At 66.3% G+C, this 15,847-nt stretch carries 16 protein-coding genes; 7 read left to right on the forward strand and 9 right to left on the reverse strand.

Annotation, left to right across the window (positions count from 1 at the left end; all coding sequences use genetic code 11):
• Window positions 1-11 precede the first annotated feature (11 nt).
• From AC4ELS_RS18045 to AC4ELS_RS18055, 3 genes are read left to right on the forward strand one after another with little or no spacing between them, the layout of a single operon-like run.
• Complete coding sequence (locus AC4ELS_RS18045; RefSeq protein WP_499048519.1) at window positions 12-1,286, forward strand: aromatic ring-hydroxylating oxygenase subunit alpha; 1,275 nt, start codon at window positions 12-14, stop codon at window positions 1,284-1,286.
• Window positions 1,283-1,618 carry a hypothetical protein gene (locus tag AC4ELS_RS18050; RefSeq protein WP_448448121.1) on the forward strand — a complete coding sequence of 112 codons (336 nt, stop codon included), beginning with the start codon at window positions 1,283-1,285 and terminating at the stop codon, window positions 1,616-1,618. Before AC4ELS_RS18045 ends, AC4ELS_RS18050 begins: the two co-directional genes overlap by 4 nt.
• A 29-nt stretch (window positions 1,619-1,647) precedes the next feature.
• A complete protein-coding gene (locus tag AC4ELS_RS18055; RefSeq protein ID WP_448448119.1) occupies window positions 1,648-2,493 on the forward strand; it encodes a TauD/TfdA dioxygenase family protein in 846 nt (281 codons plus the stop codon).
• Between the two features lie 89 nt (window positions 2,494-2,582).
• Here the strand turns inward: AC4ELS_RS18055 and AC4ELS_RS18060 are convergent, their stop codons facing one another.
• Window positions 2,583-3,506, reverse strand: a complete 924-nt coding sequence (locus AC4ELS_RS18060) for an NADP-dependent oxidoreductase (protein ID WP_064957850.1) — start codon at window positions 3,504-3,506, stop codon at window positions 2,583-2,585.
• 21 nt (window positions 3,507-3,527) lie between these two features.
• Window positions 3,528-3,941, reverse strand: coding sequence for a cupin domain-containing protein (locus AC4ELS_RS18065; protein WP_064934231.1), 414 nt, complete (start codon window positions 3,939-3,941; stop codon window positions 3,528-3,530).
• Between the two features lie 108 nt (window positions 3,942-4,049).
• On the opposite strand from AC4ELS_RS18065, the gene AC4ELS_RS18070 reads away from it, so the two are divergent.
• On the forward strand, window positions 4,050-4,937 hold the full coding sequence (locus AC4ELS_RS18070; RefSeq protein ID WP_448448116.1) for a LysR substrate-binding domain-containing protein: 888 nt from the start codon (window positions 4,050-4,052) through the stop codon (window positions 4,935-4,937).
• 13 nt (window positions 4,938-4,950) lie between these two features.
• Here AC4ELS_RS18070 and AC4ELS_RS18075 read toward each other — a convergent pair whose 3' ends face one another.
• The 5 genes from AC4ELS_RS18075 to AC4ELS_RS18095 form a co-directional block, all read right to left on the reverse strand.
• A complete protein-coding gene (locus AC4ELS_RS18075; protein WP_499048524.1) occupies window positions 4,951-6,456 on the reverse strand; it encodes a GMC family oxidoreductase in 1,506 nt (501 codons plus the stop codon).
• A gap of 77 nt (window positions 6,457-6,533) precedes the next feature.
• Window positions 6,534-6,722, reverse strand: a complete 189-nt coding sequence (locus AC4ELS_RS18080; RefSeq protein ID WP_064957848.1) for a ferredoxin — start codon at window positions 6,720-6,722, stop codon at window positions 6,534-6,536.
• A 69-nt stretch (window positions 6,723-6,791) separates the two neighbouring features.
• On the reverse strand, window positions 6,792-7,547 hold the full coding sequence (locus tag AC4ELS_RS18085; protein ID WP_448448112.1) for a DUF6891 domain-containing protein: 756 nt from the start codon (window positions 7,545-7,547) through the stop codon (window positions 6,792-6,794).
• A gap of 128 nt (window positions 7,548-7,675) precedes the next feature.
• A complete protein-coding gene (locus tag AC4ELS_RS18090) occupies window positions 7,676-9,094 on the reverse strand; it encodes a WS/DGAT/MGAT family O-acyltransferase (RefSeq protein ID WP_064882033.1) in 1,419 nt (472 codons plus the stop codon).
• Window positions 9,095-9,121: 27 nt separating this feature from the next.
• The gene (locus AC4ELS_RS18095) at window positions 9,122-10,348 is read right to left on the reverse strand and encodes an alpha/beta hydrolase fold domain-containing protein (protein ID WP_448448109.1); all 1,227 of its coding nucleotides are present in this window, start codon (window positions 10,346-10,348) and stop codon (window positions 9,122-9,124) included.
• A gap of 124 nt (window positions 10,349-10,472) precedes the next feature.
• Here AC4ELS_RS18095 and AC4ELS_RS18100 point away from each other — a divergent pair, with 124 nt between their 5' ends.
• Complete coding sequence (locus AC4ELS_RS18100; protein ID WP_448448107.1) at window positions 10,473-12,635, forward strand: acyl-CoA dehydrogenase family protein; 2,163 nt, start codon at window positions 10,473-10,475, stop codon at window positions 12,633-12,635.
• Between the two features lie 13 nt (window positions 12,636-12,648).
• Here the strand turns inward: AC4ELS_RS18100 and AC4ELS_RS18105 are convergent, their stop codons facing one another.
• Together AC4ELS_RS18105 and AC4ELS_RS18110 are read right to left on the reverse strand one after the other, a co-directional pair.
• The gene (locus tag AC4ELS_RS18105) at window positions 12,649-13,464 is read right to left on the reverse strand and encodes an SDR family oxidoreductase (RefSeq protein WP_448448106.1); all 816 of its coding nucleotides are present in this window, start codon (window positions 13,462-13,464) and stop codon (window positions 12,649-12,651) included.
• The gene (locus AC4ELS_RS18110; RefSeq protein ID WP_448448104.1) at window positions 13,419-14,237 is read right to left on the reverse strand and encodes a MerR family transcriptional regulator; all 819 of its coding nucleotides are present in this window, start codon (window positions 14,235-14,237) and stop codon (window positions 13,419-13,421) included. The genes AC4ELS_RS18105 and AC4ELS_RS18110 overlap by 46 nt, the downstream gene beginning before the upstream one ends.
• An 88-nt stretch (window positions 14,238-14,325) precedes the next feature.
• On the opposite strand from AC4ELS_RS18110, the gene AC4ELS_RS18115 reads away from it, so the two are divergent.
• The gene (locus AC4ELS_RS18115) at window positions 14,326-14,688 is read left to right on the forward strand and encodes a nuclear transport factor 2 family protein (protein WP_448448102.1); all 363 of its coding nucleotides are present in this window, start codon (window positions 14,326-14,328) and stop codon (window positions 14,686-14,688) included.
• 27 nt (window positions 14,689-14,715) lie between these two features.
• Complete coding sequence (locus AC4ELS_RS18120; protein ID WP_064882024.1) at window positions 14,716-15,606, forward strand: alpha/beta hydrolase; 891 nt, start codon at window positions 14,716-14,718, stop codon at window positions 15,604-15,606.
• Window positions 15,607-15,847: the final 241 nt, after the last annotated feature.

The raw sequence follows: 15,847 nt of genomic DNA on the forward strand, positions 1-15,847 counted from the left end.
CGGAGGTTCACATGGCAACCAAGTGGCCCAAGCCGGCTGAGGGCTCCTGGACCGAACACTATCCCGATCTGGGTACCGGCCCGATCCCGTTCCGGGACTCCATCTCTGAAGAGTTCTACGCCCTGGAACAGGAGGCCATCTTCAAGCGGGCCTGGCTCAACATCAGCCGGGTCGAAGAGACGCCCGAGGTCGGCAGTTTCATCACCCGGCAGATCGAGGCCGCCGAAGCGTCGCTGCTCCTGGTGAGAGACCACGACGGCGGTATCCGCGCCTTCCACAACCTGTGCCGTCGACGCGGGCACACGCTGGTGTCACCGGACTTCCGCGCCACCGAATTACGCAGTACCGGAGCCGAGTTCGAATGCCGGCACTGCGGCTGGCGTTACGGCCTGGACGGAAGGCTGATATCGCTGCCCGACGCGGACCGTTTCAGCGACCTGAACCCCGATGACTACGGACTGGTTCCGGTGCACTGTGACGTCTGGGCGGGCTTCGTGTTCGTCAACTTCGACCGCGAACCACGCCAGAGCTTGCGCGAGTTCCTCGGCCCCATGGTCACCGCGCTCGACGACTACCCGTTCGACAAACTCACCGAGCGATACGACTGGGTGGCACACAACAACAGCAACTGGAAGATCTTCGCCGACGCCTTCCAGGAGTACTACCACGTGCCCTCGCTGCACACCCAGCAGGTGCCGCCCGAGGTTCGGGATCCCAACGCCGGCTTCACCTGCGGCCACTTTCAACTCGACGGCCCGCACCGCCTCGTCTCGACGGCCGGCACCCGACGCTGGCTGCTGGCACCGGAATACATGTACCCGATCGAGCGCGCCACCCAAAGCGGGCTGGTGGGTCCCTGGCGGACTCCCGACATCGGCGAACTGCCGATGCACGGACTCAACCCGGGCAACATCGATCCCTGGGGGATCAGCAACTTCCAGATCTTCCCCAACCTCGAGATCCTGATCTACGGCGGCTGGTACCTGCTCTACCGTTACTGGCCGACCTCACACAACACCCATCGGTTCGAGGCGTTCACCTATTTCCACCCGGCACGCACGGTGCGGGAACGCGTCGAGCACGAGGTAGCCGCCGTGGTGCTCAAGGAATTCGCCCTGCAGGACGCCGGCATGCTCGGCGGCACCCAGGCCGCGCTCGAATACGACGTCGTCGACGAGTACCCGCTCAACGATCAGGAGATCCTGGTGCGGCACCTGCACAAGATGGCGGTCGACTGGGTCGAGGCCTATCAGCGCGACCGCACGCCGGTGGGGACGTCACGATGACCTCCCCTCGACTCCCCAGCGCCTTCGCCGAGCTGGAGCCCTACGCCGAAATCTGGTGTCTGCCAACGGAGACCGAGCGCTGGGAGCGCCGGCTGGCCAGCACCATGCCGGAGATGCACGAGTTCTACGACGCCTTCTTCCCGCGCGTCGAGGAGGCGATCGAGTACTGCGACAAGTTTCCGCTCGACGACATTCCCGACGATGCGCTCAACCTGCTGCACCTGATCTATTCGCTGATCATGGTCGCCATGTCGGTGGAGATCATGCACCAACCAGCTCCGACCGATTCCGCCGACGCCGTGATGATCCGCACCGGCGAGCCACGGCCGTAACACCACCGAACCCCGAAAGGACGCACCCGATGAGTGTGTTGACCATCAACAAGCTGACCACTTCGGTGGGCGCCGAGGTTGTCGGCGTCGATCCCGAACGCCTGGGCACCGACGACAGCCTGGGAGCCGCGGTACTCGACGCCCTGGAGGACAACGGGGTGCTGGTGTTCCACGACCTGCATCTGGATCCCCAAGCCCAAGTGGCTTTTTCACAGCGCCTCGGCGAAATCGACCGCTCGGCAGATGGCCATCACCCGGTCTCGGGTATCTACCCGATCACGCTGGACAAGACGAAGAACAAGGCCGCCGAATACCTCAAGGCGACGTTCGACTGGCATATCGACGGTTGCACCCCCATGCACGACGAATGCCCGCAGAAGGCGACGGTGCTGTCAGCCCTGGAGGTCGCTGCCCGGGGCGGTGAAACCGAGTTCGCCAACACCTATGCGGCCTACGACTCGCTCGATGAGGCCGAGAAGGAGCGCTATCGCGGGTTGCGGGTGGTCCACTCCCTGGAAGCGTCGCAGCGGCGGGTCTATCCGGATCCGACACCCGATCAGCTGAGCCGTTGGCAGGCCCGACCTACCCACGAGAACCCGCTGGTGTGGACGCACCGCAACGGGCGAAAGTCGTTGGTACTGGGCGCTTCGGCGGACTACATCGTCGGGATGGAACGCGACGAGGGTCGGGCCCTGCTCGCTGAGCTCCTCGCCCACGCCACCACCACAGACAAGGTGTACAGCCACAAGTGGTCGGTCGGTGACACCGTCATCTGGGACAACCAGGGTGTCCTGCACCGGGCCGCGCCGTACGAACCCAACTCACCACGCCACATGCTGCGCACCACGGTGTTGGGAGACGAGCCGATCCAGTAGCTCACTCACCCACCACCGCGAGCGTGCGTGTTTGTCGCCCGACACGCCTTGAAACGGCCGCATTATGCGCACGCTCGCGGTGTGCGGCTTCAGCTGCCCTCGACCACCCGGATGATCGTCTTGCCCGCGACGCGTTTCGCCGGGTTGAACGCCGACACCGCATCCGAGAGCGGAAGGACCGCACCGACAGTCGGCCGCAGTTTGCCGTCGCGCAGTTTGCGCTCGAGCATCACGAGTTGCGTCCGGTCGGGTTCGACGACGAAGAAGACTGCCCGAGCGTCCGCCGGTTGAACCCGGGGTGGTTCGGCGATGGTGACCAGGGTGCCACCCGCCCGCACCAACTGCGCTGAGCGATCCAGGATCTCACCGCCGATCACGTCGAACACCACGTCGACCTGGCCGACGGCCTCTTCCCACCCGCCTTCCAGCTCGAGGAAGGCATCGGCCCCCAGCTCGAGCGCGGCGTCCCGCTGCGCTGCCCGACCGGTACCGATCACCCGGGCTCCGCGTTCGCGCGCCAGCTGCGCCGCGATCGATCCGACAGCACCGGCCACGCCGTGGATCAGCACGGTCTGCCCGGCCGCAAGGTGCCCGTGGTCGAACAATCCCTGCCAGGCTGTCAGTCCCGAGATCGGAAGTGCTGCCGCAGTGGTGTGGTCGACACCGGCCGACAGCGGCGCAAGATTTCGCGCCTCGACCGCGACGTACTCGGCGAGAGTGCCGTTGCGGGCCCAGTCGGTGACTCCGAAGACCCGTTGCCCGACCGTGAGGCCCGTTGTGCCATAGCCGAGTTCGACAACTACGCCAGAGACTTCATGACCAGGCACGGCGGGCGTCCTGTCCCGCCCGGCGCGATCGACCCAGGTTCCCGGCCAGTCCAGCTCACCGGGAGTGAAAGCGGCCGCGTGCACCGCGACGATGACGTCGTTCTCGGCCGCATGCGGGTGGGGGATCTCGGACAGCGACAGTCCGTCGGCGCCCGCAGCGCGGTCGCCGGTGATCAGGGCTTTCACGGTTGTTTCCTCGTTCCTCGGTCAGCCGATGTTGATTTGACGCGCGTCCGGATGACGCAGGTGGTCGCGGGCCTGGATCTCGTCGGGACCCAGCATGGTGATCATGTCGACGCCCGGAGCGCAGATGCAGACCGCCAGGAAAACAGCGCGGTGGTGCGGGTCCAGATTCGCGACCTGGTAGTGGACCACATCTCCACCGGGCTCCCAGAACGCCTCTCCCGCAGCAATGTTCCGGGGTGCCTCACCCTCCAGCTCGAAGAGGATCGTCCCCTCCAGCACGTAGCCGAAGACGGGTCCGGAGTGACGGTGCGGCTGCACGCCAGGGTCGGCCGGCGGGATCTCGATGATCTGCGTCATCGCATGCGCGCCCTCGGGAATCCGGGGCGGGGTGACGCACAGCAGATCGGTGACCGTGACATTGCCTGCAGCCAGCATGTTCACTTCCTTCGTTCGAATCTTGCCCTTCCATCAGACCAATGCCAATCCATCAAGTCCAACGAACAATATTGATCATCTCTATCGCGAAACGAGATAGTCGAGGTCATGGAACTTCGCCAGCTTGAGTACTTCATCGCGGTCGCGAGTGAGATGAGTTTCTCCCGGGCCGCGAACCAGACACACGTTGTCCAGTCGGCCCTGTCCACGGCAGTGGCGAAACTGGAGAAGGAACTCGGAGTGGATCTGTTCGACCGCTCCAAACACCAGATCAGGATCACACCTGCGGGAGAGCTGTTCCGTGAGCATGCCCGCCGAGTGGTCCAGACCGCGCGACTGGCAAAGGACGCGGTGAGCGCGTACCACGGAGAGCTGACCGGAACGGTCGACCTCGGGTCGCTGATCTCGTTCGGCACGCTCGACGTACCTGAGATACTCGGCGACTTCCACCGCGAGTATCCGCTTGTCCGCATCAGGCTGCGGCAGAGCCAAATTGGTTCCATGGCCTATCTTTCGGCGATCACCGACGGCTCACTCGACCTGGCTCTGGTATCGGCACCGGACCGGTTCCCCGCGCGCGTTCAGATGCAGTTGCTGTGCCGAGAACCGATGGTGTTCGTCTGCCGCAGGGATCATCCGTTCGCAGACCGCAATGACGTCGAGGTCGCTGAACTCTGCGACGAGGATCTGATCGGGTTTCCGCGCGAATTCGGCCTCAGACGTCTCGTCGACACCGCTTTCGCGGCTGCCGGCGTCGACGCCCGGGTGTCTCACGAGGTGGCTCTCGAATACTCGATTGCCGGCCGTCTGGTCCGACACGGCCTCGGCACCATCGTGATGCCCGCCAGTGAGGCCGCGCACTATCCGGACCTGCGCGCCATCGAGATACGACCGGCGATTATGTGGGACATCTACCTCGCCTCAGCCGAACAGTCACGGCTCGGCCCCGCCAGCGCCAAGCTGGCAGAATTTCTCCTCGCCTCCGCCCCGGCGTGAGCGGCGAGCAAAGTCACACTCCGAGTAGGAGATCCGCAGCGCGGTGCGCGATCATCATGGTGGGCGCGTTGGTGTTGCCCGAGGTCAGTGTCGGCATCACGGATGCGTCGATGACGCGGAGTCCGTCGATGCCGTGCACGCGCAACTCGGGGTCCATGACCGACGCGTCATCGGTACCCATGCGGCACGTTCCGACCGCGTGGCCGATGCTGGTCTCCCGGCGGGCCAGCCATGCGTGATCCTGATCGCCGGTGTTCAGGTACGCACCCGCAATGCCTTTCATGGCCGAGGCACCCTCGACGACGTCACGGGCATGGCTCATCCCCTTGCGCAGCCGATCGATGTCGTCTCCGTCGCCCAAACGCTCGAACTCGATCCTGGCCTTACCGTCGTGCAGTCCGACCCGGCCCCGGGTCTGCGGATGCATGAGCACGGTGTAGACGGTGAACCCGTCGACGCGCTCGATGGCCGTGCGGCCCGTGCTCCCGTCGAGCTCGTAATGTATGGGGCTGACCGCGATTTGGAAATCGTCGGTGAAGATCTGGGCTTCGAACGGCGACATGGTGAGTACCCCGGTGCCGCCGAGCAGCAGTGAGCCGACACCCTTCAGCGCCCTGATCGGCCCGAGTGTATTTGCCGTCGGCACCTTCGATTCCCAGAACTGAGTGCCGACCAGGTGGTCCTGGAAGTTCTCGCCTACGCCGGGAAGCTCGAGCACGGTGCCTGCCGGTCCGATGCCCGAGCGCAACAGCAGCGTCGGTGAGCCGATGGCGCCTGCGCTCAAGATAACGTCCTGGCGGGCAAGCAGTTTGCGACCCCCGCACTCGACGCCGACAGCTCGACCGTTCTCGATGAGGATCCGCGACACCGTCGTTCTGGCCAGCAGCCGGGGCCGTCGATCTCGGGGCAGCGACCGGAGGAAGCCATGCGCCGAGGAGACTCGCAGGCCTCGACGCTGGTTGACCTGGGTTCGAGATACTCCCAGTTGCGACCGTCCGTTCTGGTCTGGGTTGCGGTCGTGTCCGGCCTCGGCGGCGGCAGCGATGAACGCCTCGTCGACCTCGTGGTGGTGTCCACACCACGACACCGGAATCGGGCCGGCGTCGCCGCGATACTCGTCACCGCCGCCGATCCAGTTCTCGATGGCCTTGAAATGCGGCAGAACCTCGTCGTACGACCAACCTTCGCATCCGGCCGCGGCCCAGCCGTCGTAGTCGGCGGCGCGACCGCGCACGTAGACCATGGCATTGATGGACCCGCTGCCGCCGATGATCCGTCCACCGGGGAAGTGTTCGGCGATGTCGCCCTTACTCGGATCGGGCGCGCACTGATGTTTCCAGTTCGCCGTCAGGTAGAGCGAGGCAATCCCGGTCGGCACGGGAACGTCGGGCCGACGATCAGTGCCGCCGGCCTCGATCAGCACCACATCGGCACCTGCCGACGCCAGTCGCGACGCGACGATCGATCCGGCCGAACCCGCACCGACCACGATGAAGTCGGCAATGTCGGCGGCAGGCATGGAACGGAGGCTAACCAGTCCTCCCGCGATGCGCGGCCAGTTCGATCATTTGTCCGACAGGAAGATTCAGAAACTGTCTAGCCGCGCCGCAGTGCCGCGCGGGGGCATTCCTCGATCGCTTTTGCGGCGACTTCTTCCAGCCCGGCCGGCACCGGATCGAGTTGGACCACCGAATAGTCGTCCTCATCGAGTTGAAACAGCTGCGGTGCGAGTTTCACGCAGATGGCATTACCTTCGCAGCGGTCCAGGTCGACCTCGACGCGCACGGCAACCTCCCGAGGAATTTCTCCAAGTTCTATTTGTAGAAATGATACCCCTCATGAACGCCTTCGGTACTACAAACCGCCGCCGCGTGGATTGAACAGAGTGCCCAGCCACCGCACCGGTGCCGCCCAGCTCCGGTTCTGCTCCTGAGGCATGTCGACGGCGCGGGGTGACAGCGGCTTGCGCCACTCCCTGATCTCCACTTCGATGCGTTCGTGGCGTGATCCCGACCAGTACGTGGTCAGACCAAAACTCTCGGCCACTGCGACGATTCGCTGCCCCACCATCGTGTCGGTACGGTCCTTCACCTCCTCGGCCGCCGCTTCGTCCCCGTCGTAGGAGGCCTGGACCAATGCCTCCGGCAAGTCGGGATGCGCACGAAAAGAGCTGTATCCCAATGCCAATTTCGGCGGGTATTCACCTAGCCGCAGTGCATCCTGCTCGTGGAAAAAGGTGTAGGCCCACTCGCGGTAGCGATACCAGGCCGGCGGATTCGGATTGAGGGTGCGCTCGTCATCGATCTCGCTGGTGCCACAGGTCATGCAACAGGAGAAGCACATCCGACCGAGGATGCCCTCCGATTCCAGCTGGGTGAACGCGTCCTTCAACCGACCGTAATCACCGGTGTCGAGCCAGGCGGCCTGCTCGGCCACCCGCTCATCCCACATCGATCCCACCAGGAGCGCCGCGTCGTCAGGCTGCAGCACTTCGGAATCGGATGCCCATTCGAGCAAGTCGTCGTAGTCCCAGAACCCGGCGATCAGTCGAAGCCTGAGCTCCTCCTGCAGTTCGGCGAGATCACCAGTCTCCGAGTCTGGGCTGTCCATTGGCCACATCCTTCCGTTTGGCCGGTTCATCCAGAAACCCGGTTGATGTGCGACTACGCGAGCGTGCGGCAACTGTCACTGTTGCACGGCGAGTAGGCAGACAAACACGCACGCTCGCGGTGCAGAAGTCACTGCGGCATCGCCGACTCGACCACGGTCAACTTGTCCGAAAGTCCTGCGACCCTGCGAATTTCGCGGAACTCGTCGACCATGCCCTCGGTGACCTCGTGCGGATCGTCGACCGTGGCATCGTCGGAGAGCACCGAGATGTTGAGCTGATCGACGTAGCTCCACACCGTGATGTTCAGCCCGCTGCCCGTCGTGATCGGCCCGACCGAGTAGATCTCGGTGACGGTGGCCCCGCCGACCTTGCCGCGTTCCCGCGGTCCCGGCACGTTCGAGATGTTGAGGTTGAGCACCTTGTTCTGACCGTCTTGATGTGACAGCCATTTGAACGCTGCCTCGACCGGCGCCGGCGGCATGTAGGCGGCCCAGCGCGCGATCAGTTCCGGACCGATCAGTTGATGACTTTCCTTCGCCAGCGCGGCTGCATCGTGCGCGCGCTGCACCCGCTCGGCGGTGTCGGCGATATCTACCGGCAACGCCACCAACACACCGCTGAAGCGGTTACCCGAGATGCGGTCCGGCGAGAAGTCGAAGCTCATCGGCACCGAGGCCAGCAGCGGATGGTCGGCCTTGCCGTCGTATTTGAGCGACAACGTGCGCAGCGCCCCCGACGACATGGCCAACACCAGGTCGTTGATCGTCACCCCGAGTTTCTTGCTCGTTTCCTTGACGTCAGCCAATGCCAGTGTGGCCGTGGCGAACAGGCGCTTCTCGTCGAGGATGTGGTTCATGAAGCTGGGCGGCGGGGTGAACGGCCGGGTCAACTCGGGTGACAGCTTGCGGCTGCTGCGTCGAACCCGCCCGAACCCCTTGGCCGTGTATCGCATGGTCCCGGGCAACCGGCCGAGCTGACGCATGTGATCGGCGAACGCGGAGCGCACCAGTTCGGACTTGCTGGGCGCAGGATCGGTGGCATACGAGTCGTCGTCGCGGTCCGGGCCGTCGCGTAGATCCATCCCGCGGGCCAGGAGATTGGCCGAGGCCACCCCGTCGGCCAGGGCGTGGTGGATCTTGCCGACCACGGCGATGCGCCCGTTTGCCAGGCCTTCGACGAAGTACATCTCCCACAACGGCCGGCTACGGTCCAGCGGGGTACTGCCGATCTCGCCGATGGCCTCGTCGAGTTCACGGCGCCCGCCCGGAGCCCGTACCCGCCACGGCCGGACGTGGTACTCCAGATCGACGTCGCAGTTCTCCCGCCACATCGGGTGATGGAATTTGAACGGGATGTCGACGAGCTGGTAGCGGAAGGGGTCCAGCTTGTGCAGCCGTCCGCGGATCACCTCCCGGAACTCGTCAATTCCGAAAGTCCGCTCACCCATGTCTTCGAGCGCGATGACCGCGATCTTCAACGTGTGCATGTGCACGTTGGGCGTCTCTGTATACAGCAGGAACGCGTCCCACCCACTCAACCGCTTCACGGTGTCCCTCCCCAGGTGTGGAAACGTCTATATGACCGCTTTAGCCTCGTCCATCGCCCGGTTTCGGTGAATCTGGTTGAGGAACAAGCCGATTGCCGTAGCCATCGTCCCGGTTCTGGCCCCGTCCGTCATGTCGAAGGCATGTCCGGCGCCGGGCAACTCGATGTAGCTGACCACGGCCCGCGACACCGCCCTGAGCTTGTCGACGAAACTGCGTGCCTGCGCGACCGGGATGACACTGTCGCCGGTGCCGTGGATAACCAGGAACGGCGGTGCATCGGGATGGATCTGCGCGATCGGTGAGGCCTTCCGGAAGATCTCCGGATACCGATCGAGCTTGCGGCCCACCACGATCCGTTCCAGGAAATCGACGAACCGGACCCGCTCCTCGGTGGAGCGGTCCTCCCAGTCGTAGCGCCCGTATATGCCCACTACGGCATCGACCGAGGTGTCGGCGCCCTCCGGCAGGTCTCCCTGGAGCTCGGGGTCGTTCGGGGTGAGCCCGGCCAGCGCGGCCAGATGACCGCCGGCCGAGCAGCCCGCGAGGGCGACGAAGTTGCGGTCGCCGCCGAACTTGTCGACATTGGCCCGCGCCCAGGCGATGGCGGCCTTGACGTCGGTGATGTGGCGCGGCCAGCGATGATGCGGGGCCACCCGGTAATCGATCGACAGACACACCCAGCCCTGCTGGGCCAGATGTGACAACAGCGCGTAGCCCTGGAGGATCCGGCCACCGTGTACCCAGGCACCGCCCGGCACGAACAACAGGACGGGAGCGGGGGCTGCGCTGGGCAGATCCTTGGACCGCCACACATCGAGCAGTTGGGTCGGGTCGTCGCCGTAGCGCACCGAGGTTCGGTACACGTCGCGCCGGTACTCGTAGGTGTGCCACAACGGCGCCACGCTGTCGGGGGCCGGCCAGTCGATGGCCAGGTCAGCCGGCGAGACCACCCCGCGCAGCGCCTCTTGGGCAACGGCGTTGGTCTGCTCCCGCTCCGCCTGCCGCAACTCGCTGTTGTCCGGGGCGAACCATGACTTCGCCGAGGAGGCGACGAACTCGGGCAGATGGCGGAATCCCCACACGCTCATGGCAGCAAGAGCGCCGAGCGGTTCCAGGTGCTTGCCCACGACCGGCAGCGAAGCCGATGCCACGCTGAGCGCCAGCATATGGTCGGAAGGCTTGGCATGCAGCAACCATTTTGCTCGATCAGCGAGCGTCGGTGCGGGGTACCGGTTATCCGGTCGTGCCGTCATTGCGCGAGCGTACCCCGCAGCCTATTGACTCAGGCGACAACTTCGCCGACTTGTCCACCCGGCGTCGGATTGTGACCTGCATCACGTCGACTTGGCCGCGTAACCCCCGTTAGCTTCGCTAACCATGACTAAGTCTGCGCTGGCCATCACCGAAGAGCACCTGGATCTCGCCGATGCGGCACTCGGGCAGCTGAACCGTCTCGACAGCCGCGCAGCCGCCCGCGCCACCCTGGAGAAGGCGGGCAGCTATCCCGACGAGATCTGGGCGGCGGGCGCCGCACTCGGCTGGAACGGACTGGCCGTCTCCGAGGAGTACGGCGGCTCCGGGTTCGGTCTGCCCGAGCTGGCCGTGGTGGCCGAGGTCGCCGGACGCGAACTGTCCCCGGGACCGTTCCTGCCCACCGTGTCCGCGGCTGTGGTCATCGACCGGTATGCACCGGATTCCGTTCGCGCCGAACTCCTCCCGGGCCTCGCCGAGGGAACGACCGTGGCAGCACTCGGACTGGCCGGCTCGGTGAGCATCGACGCCGACGGACTCCTCGGCGGACAGGCCCGCGCGGTGCTGGGCGCCCCCGACGCGCAGGTGCTGGTCCTGGCCGCCGGCGACGACGTCGTCATCCTGGACGCGATGGCGGACGGAATCACCGTCACCGCACAGGATTCCCTGGACACCACCCGGAGCATCGGCGCGGTCGACCTGCGTGCCGTGGCCGTCGACGAGAGCCGGATCCTGCGTGGCGCGGCGCGCGGGGCCCGCACGGTGTTCCGCATCCTCGGCTCAGCCGAGGCGGTCGGTGTCGCCTGGGCCGCACTGGACATGGCCGTCGAGTACGCCAAGGTACGTGAGCAGTTCGGTCGCACCATCGGCACCTTCCAGGCCGTCAAACACCACGCGGCCAACATGCTCGTCGACGCCGAACAGACCACCGCAGCAGTGTGGGACGCCGCCCGCGCCGACACTCTCGACGGTGCCCGGTTCGCCGCCGCGGTGGCCGCCGCCCACGCCATCCGGGCCCAGATCTTCTGCGCCCAGACCAACGTTCAACTGCACGGCGGCATCGCCTTCACCTGGGAGCACGACGCGCACCTGTACCTGCGCCGGGCCCGGACCCTGGCCGCAGTGCTCGGTGACGGCGCCGATCCGCTGGTCGACGTCGTCGACGGGCAACGCAGCGGGCAGGCGCACGGGGCGTCGTTCACACTGCCCGAAGACGCCGAGCAGTACCGCCAGGACGCACAGGCCGCCGCATCGGCGGTGCGGGCGCTGCCCGAGGACAAGCGCCGCGACTATCTGGTGGATTCCGGCTACCTGGTGCCGCACTGGCCCAAGCCCTACGGGCGCGCCGCAGATGTGTTGGAACAGTTGGTGATCGAGGAAGAATTCACCGACGTCGAGCGCGCAGACATGGGCATCACCGGCTGGGTGACTCTGACCATCGCCCAAGCCGGTACCGACGATCAGCGCGAGCGCTGGGTGGAACCCGTGCTGCGCGGTCAGGTGATGTGGTGCCAGCTGTTCTCCGAGCCCGGAGCGGGTTCGGACGCGGCCGCCGTGCGGACCGCCGCCAAGAAGGTCGACGGCGGCTGGCGGGTAACGGGTCAGAAGGTGTGGACCAGCCTGGCTCAGCACTGCCAGTGGGGCCTTGCCACCGTGCGCACCGACCCCGACGCACCCAAGCACGCCGGCGTCACGATGATGGCGATCGACATGAAATCACCTGGAGTGACGGTGAATCCGTTGCGTGGCCTGACCGGTGACGCACACTTCAACGAGGTGTTCTTCGATGACGTATTCGTTCCGGACGCCGACGTGGTCGGCGACGTGAACAAGGGCTGGCTGGTCGCGCGGGCCACCCTGGGCAATGAGCGCATCTCGATCGGCGGCGGGTCCGCGGCCCCGACCGGATTCGACGCCGACGAGCTGGTCGCCCTGATCGACGCCGACCCCGACGGCGCGCGGTACGTGCGCCGCGCCGGCGAAGTGATTGCCGTCGGCCACACGCTCCGGTTGCTGAACCTGCGCCGGGTCAGCCGGGCCATCGCAGGCACCGAGCCAGGACCGGAGGGCAACGTCACCAAGCTGCTGGTGGCCGAGCACTCTCAGCATCTGACGGAACTCGGTATGGACCTGGTCGGCACGGCCGGGGTGACCGGACAGACGTCGAAGCTGACCCGGGCCTACCTCGGCAACCGAGCGATGACGATCGCCGGTGGCACATCGGAGATCACCCGCAACACCATCGCCGAACGCATCCTCGGCCTGCCCCGCGACCCGCTGCTGAAATAGCTCGCGGGCGCGTCTACACCGTCGGGACGGTACCGCCGTCGACGACAATGTCGGCACCCACGATGGAAGAGGCCGCATCCGACACCAGAAACGCGACCACTTCTGCGACTTCGGCAGGCTGGGCCGGCCTGCCGAGCGGGATGCCACCGAGCGCGGACATCAGCGATTCGAGGGCGTCCTCTCGGGATCCGTCGGTGGCCGTGGCAATGCGATCGATCAACGCCTCGGCCGCCGTGGTCTGGATGAACCCGGGTGAAACGGTGTTGACCCGAACACCTTTGGGCGCCAGTTCATTGGCCAGGCCCTTGCTGTAGGCCCGCAGCGCCGCCTTGGCCGCGGCGTACCCCAGGGTTCCGTCGTAGAGCGGCATCCGGCTCTGGATCGATCCGACGTGCACCACCGCACCCCGGCCGTCGTCGATCATCGTCGGCAGCAATGCCCGGTCGAGCCGGACCGCCGCCAGCAGGTTCAGGTTCAGCTCGTCGGCCCAGTTCCGATCGCTCAGCGATGCGAACCCTCCGGGTGGTGCGCTGCAGCCGCCCGCCGTGTGGACCACGATGTGCGCGCCGCCGTTCTGACGGATGTGCGACGCCAGGTCGGCGATGTCGGCCTCCGAGGTGAGGTCCGCGGCGAGGAAATCGTCTGCCGCCGCGGCGCCGTCACGGTCGGGGCGACGAGCCACCGCGGTGACGTGAGCGCCGGCGGCCCGCAGTCGGTGGACGATCGCCGCGCCGGCACCCTTGGTACCGCCGGTGACCACCGCGCGCCGCCCGTCGAGGGCGTTCATGCGTCGGCCCGAAAGACCGGCCAGCACAGAGTGGTACGCCACTGCGCGGAATCATCTGTGTCCCAGACGAATCGCTCGTAGTACTCGCGCAGCGGACCCTCGACACTGATCTCCCGCTGTGTCGCATACTCGCCGAGTGCGCTGTATGCCAGGTCCACATCATCGTGGGGACCACGGTGGTTCACCACCGCGAGTTCGGCCGCCGGGACGGTCTGCCGTTCGACCCGGCCGACCGGGCGAACGCGGCCGTCGACCGGGATGAAGACCGTCGCGGCGCCGCGGTCACCGCTGAAGATGTCGAACCCGAACAACGCGCCGGGTGCGCCGGTCGCCACCAGCCCGGGATCGGCGTGGACCGTGGCGCGAAGTTCCCCGACCGCGCCCTGCCACCAGGCCGGCAGATCGTCACGATCCACCGTCGCCGTGATCGCGGCGGCCGCAACCGCCGGGACACTGCGGTACTCGATGCTCGACGTCTCATCCGGCGGCTCCAGGATGGCCCGCAAGGACTCGACGGCGCTGCGGGTGGCGGTAAGCCGATCCTCCAGCCGTCGCAGATGATCACTGATCAACGCATTGCGCTCGGCCGGTGCGACAGCGAGCACCGCGCGTAAATCGGCGATCGGCATGTCGAGCTGACGCAGGCGGCGCACCACTTGCGCAGTGGCCACCTGCTCGACGGTGTAGTAGCGATAGCTCGAAGAAGAGTCGATGCGGTCGGGTACGAGCAGGCCTACCTCGTGGTAGTGCCGCAGCGTCTTGACCGGCAATTGCGTCATCCGCGAGAAGTCGCCGATGGACAGGGCGATGTTCACGTGCCCAGTGTGGCGTCTCCCCCAGGGGGAGACTCAAGCACGGCGCCGGGGTTGACTCTCCCGCCGCCGACGACGCGAGCCTGACGTCATGTCCCGTGATATCTCAGATCAGCTCCCCGCAGTCGTGCGCCGCTACGTCGACGCAGTCAACGACTTCGACACCGATACCGTGCTAGCCACCTTCACGGCGGACGCCGTGGTCAACGACAACCACCGCGAGTTCGCCGATACCGCGGCCATCCGCACTTGGATCGCCCGGGAAATCACCGGTGACCGCGTCACCATGGAGGTCACCGACGCCGACGTACGGCCAGGGGTGATCGTCGTGTGCGCCCGCTATGACGGCGAGTTCGACAAGACGAACCTGCCTGACGAACTGATCCTGACGAACTACATCGTGGTCCGTGACGACGCGATCGCGGCACTGTTTATAGCCTTCAACAACAGCTGACCAGACCGGCACGGTAGAACTGACGGTGTGACCGTCAGCACAGCCTTTCACCCCGATCTTGAACGCATCGCCCGGTTCATCCCGCGCCAGCTGGTGACCAGGCGTTCGCTGCCGTTGCTGCAGCGGCTGACCCGCCTGCAGAACCGGCAGACACCCAAGGACGTCGAGGTGTTGACCCTGAGCTCGGGAGCAGGCGTCCGGCTGTTTCGCCCGAAGGGAGTCACCGAGCCGACGCCGGCGCTGCTGTGGATCCACGGCGGCGGCTACGTGCTGGGTAGCCCGGCACAGGATGACGCCCTGTGCCGGCGGTTCGCCAAGGAACTCGGTGCCACCGTGGCCGCCGTCAAGTATCGGCTGGCGCCGCAGAATCCCTACCCGGCCGGGTTGGAGGACTGCTATGCCGCGCTGAAGTGGCTGGCGGGGCTGCCCGCGGTCGATCCCACCCGGGTCGCCGTCGCCGGTGCCAGCGCCGGAGGCGGCCTGGCCGCGGCGCTCGCCCTGCTGGCCCGCGATCGCGGGGAGGTACAGCTGGCGGCCCAGATCCTGGTGTATCCGATGCTGGACGACCGCTCGGTGGGCCCGGAGCTGGAGAACCCCGGTCATCGGCTGTGGACCCAGGGCAGCAACAGATTCGGCTGGTCGGCCTACCTCGGCGGCGCCGATCCGGCCGTCGCCGTACCGGGTCGCCGCCAGGATCTGGCCGGGCTGCCGCCGACCTGGATCGGGGTGGGCACGCTGGACCTGTTCCACGACGAGGACCTGGCCTACGCCGAGCGGCTGCGCGCGGCGGGGGTGGACTGCCAGGTCGAGCAGGTGTACGGAGCTTTCCACGGGTTCGATCAGATCGCAGCGAAAACCCCCGTGGCCCAAGCCTTCATGGCCAGTCAAGCCGGCTATCTACGGGCGGCGTTCGGCTAGTTCGCGGCGGTGACGCAGGTACACGCAGGCCCGTTCCAGCAGACAGCGGTCGGCTCTCGAGAGGGAACCGGCCCTGGGCACCAGGCACTGGACGGTCCGGGCGAAGCGCAGGCATAGCTGGTCGGTTGTCATACCGAACTCGAGCCAGACGTCGTCCTCGCGCGGACCCCCGTAGGGAGCCCACGCGAGGACGAACTTCAGCAGGAGACGCTCGAAGGAGTCCATCTACCGGTCGAACGCG

It is taken from the genome of Mycobacterium shunyiense, assembly GCF_058270035.1.